Origin of the sequence: Pseudoflavonifractor capillosus (genome assembly GCF_016899775.1) — a bacterium.
Taxonomy (GTDB): Bacteria; Bacillota; Clostridia; order Oscillospirales; family Oscillospiraceae; genus Lawsonibacter.
In genome coordinates, this window is record NZ_JACJJE010000044.1 from 12,952 (window position 1) to 27,920 (window position 14,969).

At 62.4% G+C, this 14,969-nt stretch carries 15 protein-coding genes; 13 read left to right on the forward strand and 2 right to left on the reverse strand.

Translation table 11 applies throughout. From position 1 onward, the window contains the following. Positions 1–26 precede the first annotated feature (26 nt). The 4 genes from H6B31_RS12410 to H6B31_RS12425 all read left to right on the forward strand — a co-directional run bounded on the left by H6B31_RS12410 (position 27) and on the right by H6B31_RS12425 (position 3,235). A complete protein-coding gene (locus tag H6B31_RS12410) occupies positions 27–1,010 on the forward strand; it encodes a hypothetical protein (protein ID WP_204898813.1) in 984 nt (327 codons plus the stop codon). A gap of 51 nt (positions 1,011–1,061) precedes the next feature. Then, positions 1,062–1,292, forward strand: a complete 231-nt coding sequence (locus H6B31_RS12415; protein ID WP_204898814.1) for a helix-turn-helix domain-containing protein — start codon at positions 1,062–1,064, stop codon at positions 1,290–1,292. Beyond that, a complete protein-coding gene (locus H6B31_RS12420) occupies positions 1,279–2,235 on the forward strand; it encodes a hypothetical protein (RefSeq protein ID WP_204898815.1) in 957 nt (318 codons plus the stop codon). Before H6B31_RS12415 ends, H6B31_RS12420 begins: the two co-directional genes overlap by 14 nt. Before the next feature lie 133 nt (positions 2,236–2,368). Next, entirely contained in the window at positions 2,369–3,235 is an 867-nt protein-coding gene (locus tag H6B31_RS12425) for a glycerophosphodiester phosphodiesterase family protein (RefSeq protein WP_204898816.1), read from the forward strand. A gap of 91 nt (positions 3,236–3,326) precedes the next feature. Here H6B31_RS12425 and H6B31_RS12430 read toward each other — a convergent pair whose 3' ends face one another. Further along, positions 3,327–3,713, reverse strand: a complete 387-nt coding sequence (locus H6B31_RS12430) for a hypothetical protein (protein WP_204898817.1) — start codon at positions 3,711–3,713, stop codon at positions 3,327–3,329. A gap of 560 nt (positions 3,714–4,273) precedes the next feature. On the opposite strand from H6B31_RS12430, the gene H6B31_RS12435 reads away from it, so the two are divergent. After that, the gene (locus tag H6B31_RS12435) at positions 4,274–5,437 is read left to right on the forward strand and encodes an AI-2E family transporter (protein ID WP_204898818.1); all 1,164 of its coding nucleotides are present in this window, start codon (positions 4,274–4,276) and stop codon (positions 5,435–5,437) included. 65 nt (positions 5,438–5,502) lie between these two features. Here the strand turns inward: H6B31_RS12435 and H6B31_RS12440 are convergent, their stop codons facing one another. Continuing rightward, on the reverse strand, positions 5,503–6,348 hold the full coding sequence (locus H6B31_RS12440) for an AraC family transcriptional regulator (RefSeq protein WP_204898819.1): 846 nt from the start codon (positions 6,346–6,348) through the stop codon (positions 5,503–5,505). 258 nt (positions 6,349–6,606) lie between these two features. Between H6B31_RS12440 and H6B31_RS12445 the strand changes: the two genes are divergently transcribed. The 8 genes from H6B31_RS12445 to H6B31_RS12480 form a co-directional block, all read left to right on the forward strand. Beyond that, positions 6,607–7,704: a CoA transferase subunit A gene (locus tag H6B31_RS12445; RefSeq protein ID WP_204898820.1), complete on the forward strand. Its 1,098-nt coding sequence runs from the start codon at positions 6,607–6,609 to the stop codon at positions 7,702–7,704. 20 nt (positions 7,705–7,724) lie between these two features. Beyond that, on the forward strand, positions 7,725–8,528 hold the full coding sequence (gctB, locus tag H6B31_RS12450) for a glutaconate CoA-transferase subunit B (protein WP_204898821.1): 804 nt from the start codon (positions 7,725–7,727) through the stop codon (positions 8,526–8,528). Between the two features lie 62 nt (positions 8,529–8,590). Continuing rightward, entirely contained in the window at positions 8,591–10,339 is a 1,749-nt protein-coding gene (locus H6B31_RS12455) for an acyl-CoA carboxylase subunit beta (protein WP_430691903.1), read from the forward strand. Between the two features lie 148 nt (positions 10,340–10,487). Then, entirely contained in the window at positions 10,488–11,282 is a 795-nt protein-coding gene (gene hgdC, locus H6B31_RS12460) for a (R)-2-hydroxyglutaryl-CoA dehydratase activase HgdC (RefSeq protein ID WP_204898823.1), read from the forward strand. A 56-nt stretch (positions 11,283–11,338) separates the two neighbouring features. Beyond that, complete coding sequence (gene hgdA, locus H6B31_RS12465; RefSeq protein ID WP_204898824.1) at positions 11,339–12,802, forward strand: (R)-2-hydroxyglutaryl-CoA dehydratase subunit alpha; 1,464 nt, start codon at positions 11,339–11,341, stop codon at positions 12,800–12,802. After that, a complete protein-coding gene (gene hgdB / locus H6B31_RS12470; RefSeq protein ID WP_204898825.1) occupies positions 12,799–13,935 on the forward strand; it encodes a (R)-2-hydroxyglutaryl-CoA dehydratase subunit beta in 1,137 nt (378 codons plus the stop codon). The genes hgdA and hgdB overlap by 4 nt, the downstream gene beginning before the upstream one ends. Before the next feature lie 193 nt (positions 13,936–14,128). Further along, on the forward strand, positions 14,129–14,572 hold the full coding sequence (locus H6B31_RS12475; protein WP_204898826.1) for a biotin/lipoyl-containing protein: 444 nt from the start codon (positions 14,129–14,131) through the stop codon (positions 14,570–14,572). A gap of 15 nt (positions 14,573–14,587) precedes the next feature. Continuing rightward, positions 14,588–14,969 (forward strand): OadG family protein (locus H6B31_RS12480; RefSeq protein WP_204898827.1); only part of this gene is annotated, 382 nt, incomplete at its 3' end.

Consider the following 14,969-nt stretch of genomic DNA (forward strand, 5'->3'; position numbering starts at 1 on the left):
CAATAATTTTAGGAGGAGGCACCGCCATGAAACAGAGCTGGAAGATCCCGACCCTGCTGGCCTGTGCCGCCCTGCTGGGGGCGGCGGTTCCTCTGGTTCCCGCCGGAGAGGCGGCGGAGGTTCTGACTGCCCCAGTGGAGGAGCTGGGCTTTTGGCTGCGGGAGCAATCCCTGTCTGGAGCAGGAGGGAACCTGCTGGCCTGGGGTGTGGTTCTTTTGATTGTCGTCCTGCCCCTGCTCCTTCTAGTTTTGCCAAGGGGACGGGAAGGACTCCGCTGGGAGGATTGCCTGCTGCCAGTGAGCTCCTTGGGACTGTTGGGCCTGCTTTACGGAGCGGTAAACCCCGGCTGGATAGCCTCGCCCCTCGCCGATGGCTGGGGGCTGGCGGCCTGGGGATCGGTCTGTGGGACGGCTCTGGCCGCCTGGGTGATCCTCAGGGTACTCAGGGGACTGGAGGGTGGAACCCTGGAAAAGCTGTCCGGGGTGCTGCGGGTATTGCTGCTCATCTGTGCCGCCCTGCTGGTGTTCGCCGCCGCAGCCCGGGGGAGCGGGAACCTGTTTGGACTTTGGGATCAGGGGGATGTCTCCGCCGCCCGGCAGTGGGCGGAGACAGAGCTGGGCTTTTCGGGGACTTTCCCTGATCAGAGCGGGAACCTGGTTTTCTTTACTGCCTTGGCGGTTCTGGATGTGGTTCCCTCTCTGCTGGGGGCCTGGATGCTGGCGCTGGCCGCCGGGCTGGTCTCGGTTCTGTCCCAAGACCCCTTTAGACCGGAGAGTGTCCAGGTCTGCCAGGCGGTGGCCGGCCGGTGCCGGCTGGCCCTGTCCGCCTCCCTGCTCCTGGCCCTGGGGGAGAACCTGCTCCAGCTGGCCCTGTTCTCCCGGCTGTCCACACTCCACTTTTCCCTGGACTTGCCGCTGATCCCGCTGATCCTCTCCGCCGCCCTGTACCTGCTGTGCCGGTGTATCCAGCGGGGGCGGGAGCTCCAGGAGGACAACGACTCCATTATTTAAAGAACGGCGCGCCGGGTCGCCGCGCCCTACAACAGGCAGGGAGGAAAAGGTTTGGCCATCACCGTACATTTAAGTGAAATATTAAAGGAGCGGGGGATGACCGCCAAGGAGCTGTGCGCCCTGGTGGGCATCACGGAGGCAAATCTGTCCATTCTCCGCTCCGGCAAGGCCAGCGGCGTGCGCTTTCACACCATCAACCGCATCTGTTACTATTTAAATTGTGACGTGGGGGACATCCTGCGCTTCGACGGACGATTGGAGGAGGACCATGAGGGGACGTAACTGGATTTCCGGCGGACTGGCGCTTATCTTGATTTTCTCCCTGGCCGGGTGCAGCCTGGCCCAGCCGGAGAAGGAGGGGCCGGAACAGGACGAGTTCATCGGCTACTATTTGATCTACGGCTCTGAGGGGGAGGTCTATGAAAATCTGGTGGACGAGCACTGGACCGAGTACGGCAGCGAGACCCTGGACCTTGGAGCATACGGCTCCGTCTCGTCTCCCCGGATGATCCTGGCGGCGGAGGAGCCGGAGGAGGGGGAGTACGTCTTTCCCGACCTGGACGGGCTGTCTTTCTTCTTTCCCATCTTCACCTACCGGGATTATGGAGCGGAGGACGGGTATAATACCGTCCGCCTGTTCGGGAGCCAGCTGGACATGAAGGAAAACAGCGCCCACGTCAACGATGCCGGAGGGACCGATTACAGCTGGGCGGGAACCGCCTACTACGGCAAGCCGGCGGACGGCGGGGACTGGGGCGTCTGGCGGGCCCTGGAGGTGCGGCAGATGGGGGACGGGACCGTCTATCTCATGGACGCCGGAAACAGCTATGACAGCCAGGGGGGCAGCTTCGGCTTTGGCCAGGAGATACAGGAGAAAACGAATGTGAACGGAGTGGAGACAGAACAGGCCAGCCTGTCCTTTTCTGTGGACTTCGAGCCCATCCCACGGCCCAATTCCGTCACCCTCCGGCAGTACAGCGGGGACCACGTTCTGCTGGCGGAGGACATCCTCGCCGCCGAAGAAGCATTGGCCCTGGAGGACGGGTGGACCGTCCCCATGGCGGCGGATACCGCCTACACTCTGATCATCACGGACAATGCCGGCGGTACCCAGGACTTTGCGCTGTTCCCGGAACCTCTGGATGAAAAGCTTCCTTGGACAACGACCCTCTGGTTTTTGAAGGACAGCGGTCTGGGCTGGCCGGTGACGGTGGAGCTGGAGTGAGCCGGCGGCCTCTTTTTGGGAGAGAAGTGTGTGTTTTAGTAAAAATCCGCATAAAATATCCCAGCGCCCTCTTTACAAGTGCGGCCCGGCAATGATAAGATGGGACGCGAATGAATAAAAAAGGAGTGAGGGCATGGTGTGGCTTTGGGTGCTGCTGGCGTTTGCGCTGACGCCCGTTCTGGGCGGGACCTTTTGGGCGCTGGCGACGGAGGGGCGGCGGAACCACCCCAAGTGGGGCGTGTTCCGCAGTGTGCAGTACGCCCACCGGGGCCTCCATAACCGGGAGCTGGGCGTCCCGGAGAACTCCATGGCGGCCTTCCGCAGGGCTCGGGAGCTGGGGTATGGAGTGGAGCTGGACGTCCACCTGACAAAGGACGGACAGCTGGCGGTGATCCACGATAAGAGCCTGAAGCGCACCGCCGGGGTGGACGCGGAGGTGTCCGACCTGACCATGGAGGAGCTGAAGCGCTGCCGGCTGGAGGGGACGCAGGAGACCGTTCCGGCTCTGGAGGAGGCGGCGCGGCTGTTCCAGGGCGGTCCCCCTCTGCTGGTGGAGCTGAAGGCGGACTACTTCGACGTGCGGGAGCTGGTGAAGAAGGCGGTGGCCGTGCTGGACCGCTGCCAGGTGGATTACTGCATCGAGTCCTTCCATCCCGGGGTGATCTTTTGGCTCAAGCGCCACCGCCCGGACATCTGCCGGGGGCAGCTGTCCCAGAACTTCTGGCGGCACCGGGGGGAGCTGAAGGGCTGGCAGGCCTTCGCCATGACCAACCTGCTGTCCAATTTCCTCACCCGCCCGGACTTTATCTCCTTTCACTGGGCCCACCGCATGCTCCCGGCGGTGTGGCTGTGCCGGCGGCTTCACCGGCTGCCCGTGTTCTGCTGGACGGTGCAGAGCCGGCAGACCATGGAGCAGGTGGAGCGGGAGGGATGTCTGGTGATCTTTGAGGGATTCCTGCCCGCCGGACGGCCGGTTCCCGCCGTCCCCAAGGCCTCCTGACTCATTAAAATAAAAATATCGGCGCCCGGCTCTGGAAACAGAGCCGGGCGCCGGTTTTCGTTATGGGACTGTCAGACTGGATCGGTTTGAATCAGGTGTCCTTGGTGACGGACACCAGCTGGGCGGTGACGTCCTCACTGTCCGGCTCCAGGGGGCCGGTATAGGTGACGGTGATCGAGTCGCCGGGGGCCAGGTCGGACAGGTCCGCGTCAGATTCGGAGAAATCAAAGCGGAAGTACAGGTCGTCCGAGATGAGAACCAGGTACTTCAAGTCGGTGTCAATCTGGTTCAGGGTTCCCTGAAGGGTGTACTCCTCGTTCTTCTGGCTGCTGGAGGCGTCCGGGGCGGACTGTGAGGACTGCGCGGACTGGTCGTGGCCGCCGGGCAGGTATTGGCGCAGCATGGAGCAGCTGGAGAGGGCTAAAACAGCGGTCAGGCCGACAGCGATCAGCAGACCGGATTTGAAGGGACGGTTCATAGAAATAGGTCCTCCTTTTTGTGATTCGGCGCATGGGAGGCGCCTGCATCCGAAGGGTAGCATGGGAGGGGGATGAAAACAAGTGGTTTTCACGAATGCTAAGGAAATGTTAAGAAAACCTTCAGAAATAGGGCCGTTCCCAGGAAAAGCGGGGGGATTCCCTCCGCGGCCGGAAAACCTGGGGAGCGGTTCAGAGGGAGCGGCATGCTGGTTCAAAAAATTTTCGATTTGGGGTTGACAAAAGAGTTAGCGTATGCTAATCTATGGGTGGTTAGAGACGAGAGAACAAAAAGCCCCCTCCTCACACCTCCCTGCTTTCTTCCCCACACCTCAGGCTTTTGGAAATCTCTCTGGCCACCAGACACCCAAAGGGACAGGCATCACCCTCTTGGGGCCCCGGCCGCGGGCACGCGGCCGGGGATTTTTATGTCCGCGGCGGGAGAGATGTACACAGGCGGTATGTTGACGGCGGAAGGCGGGCATGGTATAGTGATAACGATTTTGGAAACAAGGCGCGTCCGAAAGAGCGGAACGCCGCCGGACCAGGAGGGAGCCGCAAAATGCCGAAACAATGGATGCGGAGCGTTCTGCTGATCATCACCTATACTGTTCTGCTGGTGCTGGGCCTGATGCGCAGCGACTGGATCTTCGGGCTGCTGGGACAGATCCTGTCCGGCTGCCGCCCGCTGTTCATCGGGTTTGCCATCGCCTTTATTCTGAACCGGCCCTGTGCCTTCTTCTGCCGGCACTATGAGCGCAATCTGGGGAAGCGGTGGAGAAAGCTGGGGAGGCCCCTGGCGGTGCTCACCTCCTATCTGGCCCTCATTGCGGTCATTGTGGCCCTGTTCTCCTTTGTGCTGCCTCAGGTGGTGGAGAGCATCCGGATGCTGGCCGGGAGCCTGGGGGGGTATATTGCCAACCTCCAGACCCTGCTGAACCAGGCGGCGGACTATCTGGACTGGGAGGCGGTGGACCTGGACCTGTCCAGTCTGAACCAGTATCTGCGGGAATTCCTGAACGGCGTGCTGACCAGCGTGTCCAATGCGGCCACCCAGGTGGTGATGGTGACGGGGAACATCATCTCCATGTTTGTGACCCTGGTGCTGGCGGTGGTGTTTTCCATTTATATGCTGGCCGGAAAGGAGAAGCTGCTCAGCCAGGGCCGCCGGCTGCTGCGGGCCTATCTGCCGGAGCGGTGGGCCGACCGGGTGAGCGATGTGATCCAGCTCACCGCCGACATCTTCTCCAGCTTTGTCTCCGGTCAGCTCATCGAGGCCTGCATTCTGGGCGGGCTGTGCGCCCTGGGGACCCTGTTCATTCAGCCGGACTACGCCGCCCTCATCGGGGTCATCATCGGGGTGTCCGCCCTGATCCCGGTGGCGGGGGCCTATGTGGGGGCGATCCTGTCCGCCTTCCTGCTGGTGATGGTCAACCCGGTGCGGGCCTTGATTTTCCTGATCTTCCTAGCGGTGCTCCAGCAGATCGAGGGCAATGTGATCTATCCCCGGGTGGTGGGGACTTCCATCGGCCTGCCCGGCATCTGGGTGCTGGCGGCGGTGACCGTGGGCGGCGGGCTGTTCGGCCTGCTGGGCGTGCTCCTGAGCGTGCCGGTGGCCTCGGTGGTGTACGCCCTCATCAAGCGGGACGTGCGCCGCCGGCTGACGGAGAAGGGAGAAAACCCGGCGGAGACGGAGGACGTCTCCCCGGAGGAAGAAAAAGAATGAAACAGACGCGGCCGGTTCGGAGCTCCGAACCGGCCGCGTTTTGCACATGTTGACGTTTTGAACGGCTACTCTTTCAGCCCCGCGCCCAGGATGGGGGCGGCGTCGCTCCCCTGGTGCTCCCGGGCGTACCGGCCGGGGGAGGTGCCGGTGAGATGGCCGAAGGTGCGGATAAAGTGGGAGTTGTCGGAGAAGCCGGACAGCTCCCCCGCCTGCTGGACGCTGACCCCCTCCTTTAACAGCTGGCGGGCCTTGAGTACCCGGCTGTAGATGATGTACTCCATCACGGAGAAGCCGGTGGCGGATTTGAAGATCCGGCACAGGTAGTGCTTGCTGAGATAGAACTGTCCGGCGATCAGGTCCAGGGTGAGGGGCTCGGACAGGTGGTCGCGGATGTAGTCCAGGATGGGGGAGACCCGGAGAAAGTCCTTGCTCCGGACGGCGTCCCCGGCGGTGGCGGCGTCCAGGATGGGGGCCACCTGGAGGAGCAGGTCCAGCAGGGCGATGGCCTGGTGGACGTCGCTGCCGAAGGCGCCGTCGTTCTTGTTGCGCTCCAGGGCCTGAAAGCGCTCGATGAGGGAGATCATCTGGTCGTTGGACATGTCTGCCCGGAGAAAGGCGGACTGGGCCATCCGGCTGAAGTCGGTCTGGGGGGTGGACAGGGCGGACAGGGCCTTCCGGCTGATGTGGAGCACATAGCGGGCGTGAAAGCCGGTGGCGATGGTGCGGTGGAGGGTGTTCTCCCCGATGAGATAGAGGGTGCCCCGGCGCAGGGGATAGACCTGGTCGTTGACAAAAATGTTGCCGGGACTGGTGAGGGGAAGGAGAAATTCACAGTAGTCATGAAAATGCAGCCGGCTCATGCTCCAGTTGTCATTGTGGTTCAGCTGCAGGTGAAAGTCGATTTGGGTCATACCCGGTGGCCTCCGATGGGTAAATTGTACAATTCAGGCAAAAAAGCTGGAAAAGACTTGCTCCGATTTGTCGGCTGTGATATTATAGCACAGGAAGCGAAGATATGCAAACTTTTTGCCAAGTTCCCCAAAGACCGCTTGCATATCTTGTGCTACACTAGACCCTGATGAACCGCGCGTATCACTCTGGACCGCGGGGCGGTCCGCAGAAACCAACACCGTACATCAAAAACTATAAGTGTAATGGGGGTTTTATCTATGAACAAAGTATACACCTTGCACGACGCGGTCGCGAAATTCGTCGAGGACGGAGACTGCATCTCCTTCGGCGGCTTTACGACCAACCGGAAGCCCTACGCCGTGGTGGGCGAGATCCTGCGCCAGGGCCAGAAGGACTTCACCGTCTGGGCCGGTCCTGCCGGCGGCGACTGGGACATGCTCATCGGCGAGGGCCGGGTCAAGGCGTACATCAACTGCTACACCGCCAATTCCGGCTACACCAACGTGTCCCGCCGCTTCCGCGCCGCCATCGAGAAGGGCGAGCTGACCTATGAGGACTACTCCCAGGACGTGCTCATGCTTCAGCTGCACGCCGCCTCCCTGGGCCTGCCCTTCCTGCCCGTGCGCCTGATGCAGGGCTCCGGCCTGGTCAAGTACTGGGGCATCAGCGAGGAGCAGCGCAAGGCTCTGGACAAGGTGGACGACCTGAAGTGCGTGGAGATTGAGAACCCCTTTGAGCCCGGCCAGAAGGTCATCGCCGTCCCCGTGCCCAAGCTGGACACCGCCGTCATCCACGTGCAGAAGGCCTCTCCCGACGGCACCTGCATCATCGAGGGCGACGAGTTCCACGACGTGGACATCGCCGTGGCCGCCCGCAAGGTCATCGTCACCTGCGAGGAGCTGGTGAGCGACGAGTACATCCGCCGCGATCCCACCCTGACCAAGGTGTTCGGCGAGTGCGTCAACGCCGTGGTCCACTGCCCCTACGGCGCCTGGCCCTCTCAGTGCTACAACTACTACGACAACGACTCCCACGCCCTGAAGGAGTACGACAAGGCCTCCAAGTATCAGGACGCCGAGGATGCCAAGGCTCAGCTGGAGAAGGCCGCGGTCAAGGCCGAGAAGGCCGCCGCCGCCAAGCCCGAGGACGCCAAGCTGGCCGACGCCGCCGCCAAGGCCCGCAAGGCCGCCGAGGACGCCAAGGCCGGCACCGCCATCCCCGAGACCTTCAAGGACTATCTGGACAAGTGGGTCTACAGCGTGAAGGACAACGACGAGCTGCTGGATAAGATCGGCGGTTCCCGCCTGATGCGGCTGAAGAACGAGCCCCACCTGGGTTATTCCACCAGACACTAAGAGTTGGGAGGTACATTACAATGTCTGATTACACCAAGTACACCAAACAGGAAATGCAGGCTTACGCCATTGCCAAGAACATCAAGGAGAATCAGATCGTCATCGTGGGCACCGGCCTTCCCCTGATCGGCGCCTCCCTGGCCAAGCGGGCTGTGTGCCCCTCCTGCCACCCCATCGTGGAGAGCGGCCTGATGGACTGCTCCCCCGTGGAGGTGCCCCGCTCCGTGGGCGACAACCGCTTCATGGCCCACTGCGCCGTGCAGTGGCCCAACGTGCGCTTCGTGGGCTTTGAGGCCAACGAGTGGCTGCACAACGAGGACCGCCTGGTGGCCTTCATCGGCGGCGCTCAGATCGACCCCTACGGCAACGTGAACTCCACCTGCATCTACGGCAAGGGCGACTATGTGAAGCCCCAGACCCGGTTCACCGGCTCCGGCGGCGCCAACGGCATCGCCACCTACTGCAACACCATCATCATGATGCAGCACCAGAAGCGCCGCTTCATGGAGAAGATCGACTACATCACCTCCTGCGGCTGGATGGACGGCCCCGGCGGCCGTGAGCGCGCCGGCCTGCCCGGCAACCGCGGCCCCCAGATGGTGGTCACCGACCTGGGCATCATGAAGTTTGACGAGGAGACCAAGCGGATGTACCTGGCTTACTACTATCCGTTCTCCTCCCCCGAGATGGTGCAGGAGAACACCGGCTTCGAGATTGACCTGTCCCGCGCCGAGCTGATGGAGGGCCCCGGTCCCGACATCATCAAGCTGATCCGCGAGGAGATCGACCCCGGCCAGGCCTTCATCAAGGTGCCGAAGGAGTAATTGACAGTCTCTTTTGACTTACTACTTTGAATTAGGAGGAAACGACATTGGGTAACTATTCTATGCCCCGCTACTTCCAGAACATGCCCACGGTTGGCAAGGCGGTTCACCCCAATCCGGAGAATGTGGCGGAACTGAAGGCCATTGAGGAGGACATTCACGCTAAGATCGTGAAGGGCCTGGAGAATGGCAAGGCCGACGAGGCCATGAATGCCCGGGGCCAGCTCACTGCGATGCAGCGGGTCACCCTGCTGGTGGACCCCGGCACCTGGTGCCCCCTGAACAGCCTGTATAACCCCAACGACAACAAGACCGGCACCACCTCCATCATCAAGGGCCTGGGCCGGGTCAACGGCAAGTGGTGTGTCATCATTGCTTCCGACAACAAGAAGCACGCCGGCACCTGGGTGCCCGGCCAGGCCGATAACCTGCTCCGGGGCAGCGACACCGCCAAGCGGCTGCGCATCCCCCTGATCTACCTGCTGGAGTGCGCCGGCGTGGAGCTGGACCAGCAGGAGCTGGTGTACCCCAACCGCCGGGGCGGCGGCACCCCCTTCTACCGCAACTCTGAGCTCAACCAGATGGGCATCCCCGTCATCGTGGGCATCCACGGCACCAACCCCGCCGGCGGCGGCTACCACTCCATCAGCCCCACCATCCTCATTGCCCATGAGAAGGCCAACATGGCCGTAGGCGGCGCGGGCATCGTGGGCGGCATGAACCCCAAGCCCCATGTGGACATGGAGACCGCTCTGGCTCAGATCGAGGCCACCAAGGGCCTGCGGGCCGATCCTCCCGGATCTGTGTCCGTCCACTACGGCATCACCGGCTTCTTCCGCGAGGTCTATCAGACCCAGGAGGGCGTCATCGAGGGCATCAAGAAGTACGTGGATATGCTGCCCAGCTATGACCTGGAGTTCTTCCGCGTCGACACGCCCCAGTCCCCCCTCATGGCGGACACCGAGCTGTACGACCTGGTTCTGAACAACAAGAACCGCCCCTATGATATGTACTCTGTCATCGGCCGCCTGTTCGACGGCAGCCAGTTCATGGAGTACAAGAAGGGCTACGGCCCCGAGATGATCACCGGCCTGGCCAAGGTGGACGGCCTTCTGGTGGGCGTGGTGGCCAACCAGCAGGGCGTGTTCCCCAACTACCCCGAGTACAAGGTGGCCAAGTACGGTCAGTCCATGGCGGCGGGCGGCAAGCTGTACCGCCAGGGCCTGATTAAGATGAACGAGTTTGTCACCCTGTGTGCCCGCGACCGCATCCCCATGGTGTGGATTCAGGACACCACCGGCATTGACGTGGGCGACGACGCCGAAGAGGCCGAGCTGCTGGGCTTGGGCCAGTCCCTGATCTACTCCATCCAGAGCAGCGACCTGCCCATGATGGAGATCACTCTGCGCCGCGGCACCGCCGCTGCCCACTACGTGCTGGGCGGCCCCCAGGGCAACGACAACAACGCCTTCTCTCTGGGCACTGCGGCCACCGAGATCAATGTCATGAACGGCAAGACCGCCGCCAATGCCATGTACACCAGCCGTCTGGCCAAGGACCAGAAGGCCGGCAAGGATCTGCAGCCCACCATCGACAAGATGAACGCGCTGATCGACGACTACGACGAGAAGTCCAAGCCCTTCTTCTGCGCCAAGGCCGGCCTGGTGGACGAGATCGTGGATATGCCCATGATGCGCAACTACATCGTGGCCTTCGCCGACTCCTGCTATCAGAACCCCGAGAGCATCTGCCCCTTCCATCAGATGCTGCTGCCTCGGAGCATCAAGGACTTCGACACCTTTAAGAAGTAAGAAACGACAACCATGCCGGCCCGGCCGGGGAGAGGCTGTGCTTCTCCCCGGCGGGACCGGGAAACGGGTCAGGGCGGTCCCTGGAGGGGCACCTGCGTCTGAGGCGGCAAGCGCCTGACAAATTTCAAAGTATGGAGAAGCAGAATATATGAGCGTATATACCTTAGGAATTGATATCGGGTCCACCGCCTCCAAGTGTGTGATTCTGGCCGATGGCAAGGACATCATCAGCAAGTCCCTGATTGCCGTGGGCGCCGGCACCAGCGGCCCTCAGCGGGCCATCTCCCAGGTGCTGGAGAACGCCGGCATGAAGGAGGAGGATATGGCCTTCACCCTGGCCACCGGCTACGGCCGCAACTCCCTGGAGGGGATTGCGGACTACCAGATGAGCGAGCTCAGCTGCCACGCCAAGGGGGCCAGCTTCCTGTTCCCCGACGTGCACACCGTCATCGACATCGGGGGCCAGGACGTGAAGGTCCTCCAGATTGAGAACGGCGTGATGACCAACTTTGTCATGAACGACAAGTGTGCCGCCGGCACCGGCCGGTTCCTGGACGTGATGGCCCGGGTGCTGGAGGTGAAGGTGGAGGAGCTGGGGGCGCTGGGCGCCCAGTCCACCAAGAATCTGGCCATCAGCTCCACCTGCACCGTCTTCGCCGAGAGCGAGGTCATCAGCCAGCTGGCTCAGGGCTCCGACAAGCGGGACATCATCAACGGCATCCACCACTCCGTGGCCAGCCGCGTGGCCGGCCTGGCCCACCGTGTGGGCGCCAAGGAGCTGGTGGTGATGACCGGCGGCGTAGCCCAGAACACCGGCGTGGTCAAGGCGCTGGAGGAGGAGCTGGGCCGGACCATCCACACCTCGCCTCTGACCCAGTACAACGGGGCCCTGGGGGCGGCCCTGTTTGCCTACGACCGTTATAAGAGAGCGCACAAGGATTAACCCCCGGGTGCGCGTGAGGAATTGATACTGCCTATCAAGTAGGGAGGAGATTTACTATGGCAAAAGAAGTTAGCCCTGGCGTAAAGGCTCTGCGCAAAGTCGTAGAGGACGTCTACGCCGACGCCCGGAAGGCCCACGCGGAAGGAAAGCTGGTGGGCTGGTCCAGCTCCAAGTTCCCCTGTGAGCTGGCCGAGGCCTTCGACCTGAACGTCATGTACCCCGAGAACCAGGCCGCCGGCATCGCCGCCAACCGCGACGGTGAGATCATGTGTAAGGCCGCCGAGGATCTGGGCTTTGATAACGACATCTGCGGTTACGCCCGCATCAGCCTGGCCTATGCCGCCGGCAAGCGCGCGTCCCGGAAGTTCGACCCCGAGACCCTGGAGTACATCATCGACCCCAACAGCGGCAAGCCCCTGAAGGACGAGAACGGCAAGGTGGTCATCGACCCCGAGACCGGCAAGCCCAAGAAGGACCCCAAGACCATGCAGCCCTACACCGTGCTGGATGACATCTATGAGATCGAGGCCCTGCCGGAGACCACCGAGAAGGAGATCGCCTACAAGAACTTCCGCCGTGAGGCCATCAAGCCCTACCGTCAGATGCGCATGCCCCAGCCCGACTTCGTGCTGTGCTGCAACAACATCTGCAACTGCATGACCAAGTGGTATGAGAACATCTGCCGGATGCGCAACATCCCCCTGATCATGATCGACATCCCCTACAACAACACCGTGGATGTCCACGACACCAACGTGGCCTATGTCCGCGCTCAGTTCGACGCGGCCATCCACCAGCTGGAGGAGCTCACCGGCAAGAAGTTCGACGAGAAGAAGTTCGAGCACGCCTGTGAGAACGCCAACCGCACCGCCAAGGCCTGGCTGCGGGTGTGCGACTACCTGCAGTACAAGCCCGCCCCCTACAGCGGCTTCGATCTGTTCAACCACATGGCCGACGTGGTGACCGCCCGCGGCAAGGTGGAGGCCGCCGAGGCCTTCGAGCTGCTGGAGAAGGACCTGGCCGAGGCCGTCAAGGAAGGCAAGAGCACCACGCCCTTCCCCGAGAAGTACCGCGTCATGTTCGAGGGCATCCCCTGCTGGCCCAAGCTGCCCAACCTGTTCAAGCCCCTGAAGGCCAACGGTGTCAACGTCACCGCCGTGGTGTACGCCCCCGCCTTCGGCTTTGTGTACAACAACATGGACGAGATGGCCCGCGCCTACTACAAGGCCCCCAACTCCGTGTGCATCGAGCAGGGCGTGGATTGGCGTGAGGGCATCTGCCGGGACAACAAGGTGGACGGCGTGCTGGTCCACTACAACCGCTCCTGCAAGCCCTGGTCCGGCTATATGGCCGAGATGCAGCGCCGCTTTACCAAGGATCTGGGCGTCCCCTGCGCCGGCTTCGACGGCGACCAGGCCGATCCCCGGAACTTCAACGAGGCTCAGTATGAGACCCGTGTCCAGGGCCTGGTAGAGGCCATGGAGGCTAATATGGCGAAAAAGGAGGCCGAGGCGAAATGAGCACCGAGGTATTGCTGAACGAGTTTAAGGAATATTCTGAACATCCCTATCGGGTCCTCTCCCAGTATAAGAAGGAGGGGAAGAAGGTCATCGGCGTGCTGCCTTACTATGCCCCCGTAGAGTTGGTCGTCGCCTCCGGCATGGTGCCCATGGGCATCTGGGGCAGCAACAAGAAGACCATCGCTCTGGCCAAGGAGTACTGCGCCACCTTCTACTGCACCATCGGTCAGCTGGCCCTGGAGATGCTGCTGGACGGTACTCTGGATCAGCTGGACGGCATCATCACCCCCACCATCTGCGACACTCTGCGCCCCATGAGCCAGAACTACCGCGTGGCTATGGAGGGCAAGCTGCCCTGCATCTTCCTGGCCCACCCCCAGAACCGCAAGCCCGCCTTCGGACTGCAGTTCACGGTGGATCAGTACATGCATGTGAAGTATCAGCTGGAGGAGATCTCCGGCAAGATCATCACCGACGACGACCTGCGGGACGCCATCAAGGTGATGAACAAGAACCGCGCCGCCCGCCGGGCCTTCGTGAAGCTGGCCAGCGACCACTGCGACGTGATCTCCGCCGTGAAGCGCTCCGCCGTGCTCCGGGCCGCCTGGTTCATGGAGCCCGCCGTGTACGCCGAGAAGCTGGAAGAGCTCAATGCCGAGCTGGAGAAGCTGCCTGTCGCCGACTGGAAGGGCACCAAGGTGGTCACCTCCGGCATCATCTGCGACAATCCCAAGCTGCTGCAGATCTTTGACGACAACCACATCGCCATCGCCGCCGATGACGTGGCCCAGGAGAGCCGCTCCTTCCGGGTGGACGCCAGCGAGGAGGGCGATCCCATGATGGCCCTGGCTCAGCAGTTCGCCAACCAGGACTACGACGTGCTCCTGTACGATGAGCACTCCAACCAGAACCGCCGCGGCGACTTCGTGGTGCAGATGGTGAAGGACTCCGGCGCTCAGGGCCTGGTGCTGTTCATGCAGCAGTTCTGCGACCCCGAGGAGATGGAGTATCCCTACCTGAAGAAGGCTCTGGACGACGCCGGCATCCCCCACATCAAGCTGGGCGTGGACCAGCAGATGCGGGACTTCGGCCAGGCCAGCACCGCCATCCAGGCGTTTGCCGACGTGCTGTAAGAGTTTGCAGCCTGCGCCGGAATTTCCCGGCTCAGCTTCTTGACAGATATCTTGCATAAATGCTACAATAAACCAAATGCGGTCCTCCGCTTGAATTGAATCCTTCAAGCGGAGGACCCGGGCAAAACGCATCCGGGTCCGGGACGGGGTCTGGATGACTTGCCATATTATTCAGAAAAGGGGAAAAACAACTATGAACTACAATGTCACCGTGAATGGCAAGGTTTACAGCGTCACCGTAGAGAAGACCGGCGCCGCTGCCCCCGTTGCCGCCGCCCCTGTGGCCGCCCCCGTGGCTGCCGCTCCTGTGGCTCCCGCTCCCGCCCCTGCCGCTGCTCCCGCCCCGGCTCCCGCTCCCGCCCCCGCCCCTGCCGCTGAGTCTGCTCCCGCTCCTGCCGCCGCTCCTGTCTCTGTGGGCGCCGGTGAGACCCCGGTGAACAGCCCCATGCCCGGCAGCATCTTCAAGATCGAGTGCACCGTGGGTCAGAGCGTGAAGGCCGGCGACGTGCTGATCGTTCTGGAAGCCATGAAGATGGAGATCGAGGTGTCCGCTCCTGTGGACGGCACCGTGAAGGCCATCGCCGTCTCCACCGGCGCTACCGTCAACACCGACGATCTGCTGGTCACCCTGGGTTAAGGGGGTACATGATCCATGCCGAAAGCTGAAAACGCGATCTTAGATCCCTTTAGCGCCATGGCGCCCACCGAGGCTATCATGGTTGCCGTATGCGGTATTGTGGTGGTCTTCCTGATGCTGGCCATTCTGGCCCTGGTCATCCGGATCAACTCCAAGCTGGTCAGCCTGCTGGAGGGCAAGAAGGAGACTGCCGCTCCCGCTCCGGTTGCGAAGCCGGCGGCTCCTGCGGCCGCTCCCGCTCCCGCCGCCCCCGCGGTGGATGAGGGCGAGCTGGTGGCCGTGATGATGGCCGCCATCGCTGAGGAGTCCGGGATGTCCCCCAACTCCTTCCGCATCACCAATGTAAGCGCCGCCCCCGCGGCCGCCCCTGTGGCTGCCGTGTCTCTTATACACATCT

Bases quoted from the DNA above. Each gene is read 5' to 3' on its own strand.
- H6B31_RS12410 (WP_204898813.1), top strand. From the start codon at position 27: ATGAAACAGAGCTGGAAGATCCCGACCCTGCTGGCCTGTGCCGCCCTG.
- H6B31_RS12420 (WP_204898815.1), top strand. From the start codon at position 1,279: ATGAGGGGACGTAACTGGATTTCCGGCGGACTGGCGCTTATCTTGATT.
- H6B31_RS12425 (WP_204898816.1), top strand. From the start codon at position 2,369: ATGGTGTGGCTTTGGGTGCTGCTGGCGTTTGCGCTGACGCCCGTTCTG.
- H6B31_RS12430 (WP_204898817.1), bottom strand. From the start codon at position 3,713: ATGAACCGTCCCTTCAAATCCGGTCTGCTGATCGCTGTCGGCCTGACC.
- H6B31_RS12435 (WP_204898818.1), top strand. From the start codon at position 4,274: ATGCCGAAACAATGGATGCGGAGCGTTCTGCTGATCATCACCTATACT.
- H6B31_RS12440 (WP_204898819.1), bottom strand. From the start codon at position 6,348: ATGACCCAAATCGACTTTCACCTGCAGCTGAACCACAATGACAACTGG.
- H6B31_RS12445 (WP_204898820.1), top strand. From the start codon at position 6,607: ATGAACAAAGTATACACCTTGCACGACGCGGTCGCGAAATTCGTCGAG.
- gctB (WP_204898821.1), top strand. From the start codon at position 7,725: ATGTCTGATTACACCAAGTACACCAAACAGGAAATGCAGGCTTACGCC.
- H6B31_RS12455 (WP_430691903.1), top strand. From the start codon at position 8,591: ATGCCCCGCTACTTCCAGAACATGCCCACGGTTGGCAAGGCGGTTCAC.
- hgdC (WP_204898823.1), top strand. From the start codon at position 10,488: ATGAGCGTATATACCTTAGGAATTGATATCGGGTCCACCGCCTCCAAG.
- hgdA (WP_204898824.1), top strand. From the start codon at position 11,339: ATGGCAAAAGAAGTTAGCCCTGGCGTAAAGGCTCTGCGCAAAGTCGTA.
- hgdB (WP_204898825.1), top strand. From the start codon at position 12,799: ATGAGCACCGAGGTATTGCTGAACGAGTTTAAGGAATATTCTGAACAT.
- H6B31_RS12475 (WP_204898826.1), top strand. From the start codon at position 14,129: ATGAACTACAATGTCACCGTGAATGGCAAGGTTTACAGCGTCACCGTA.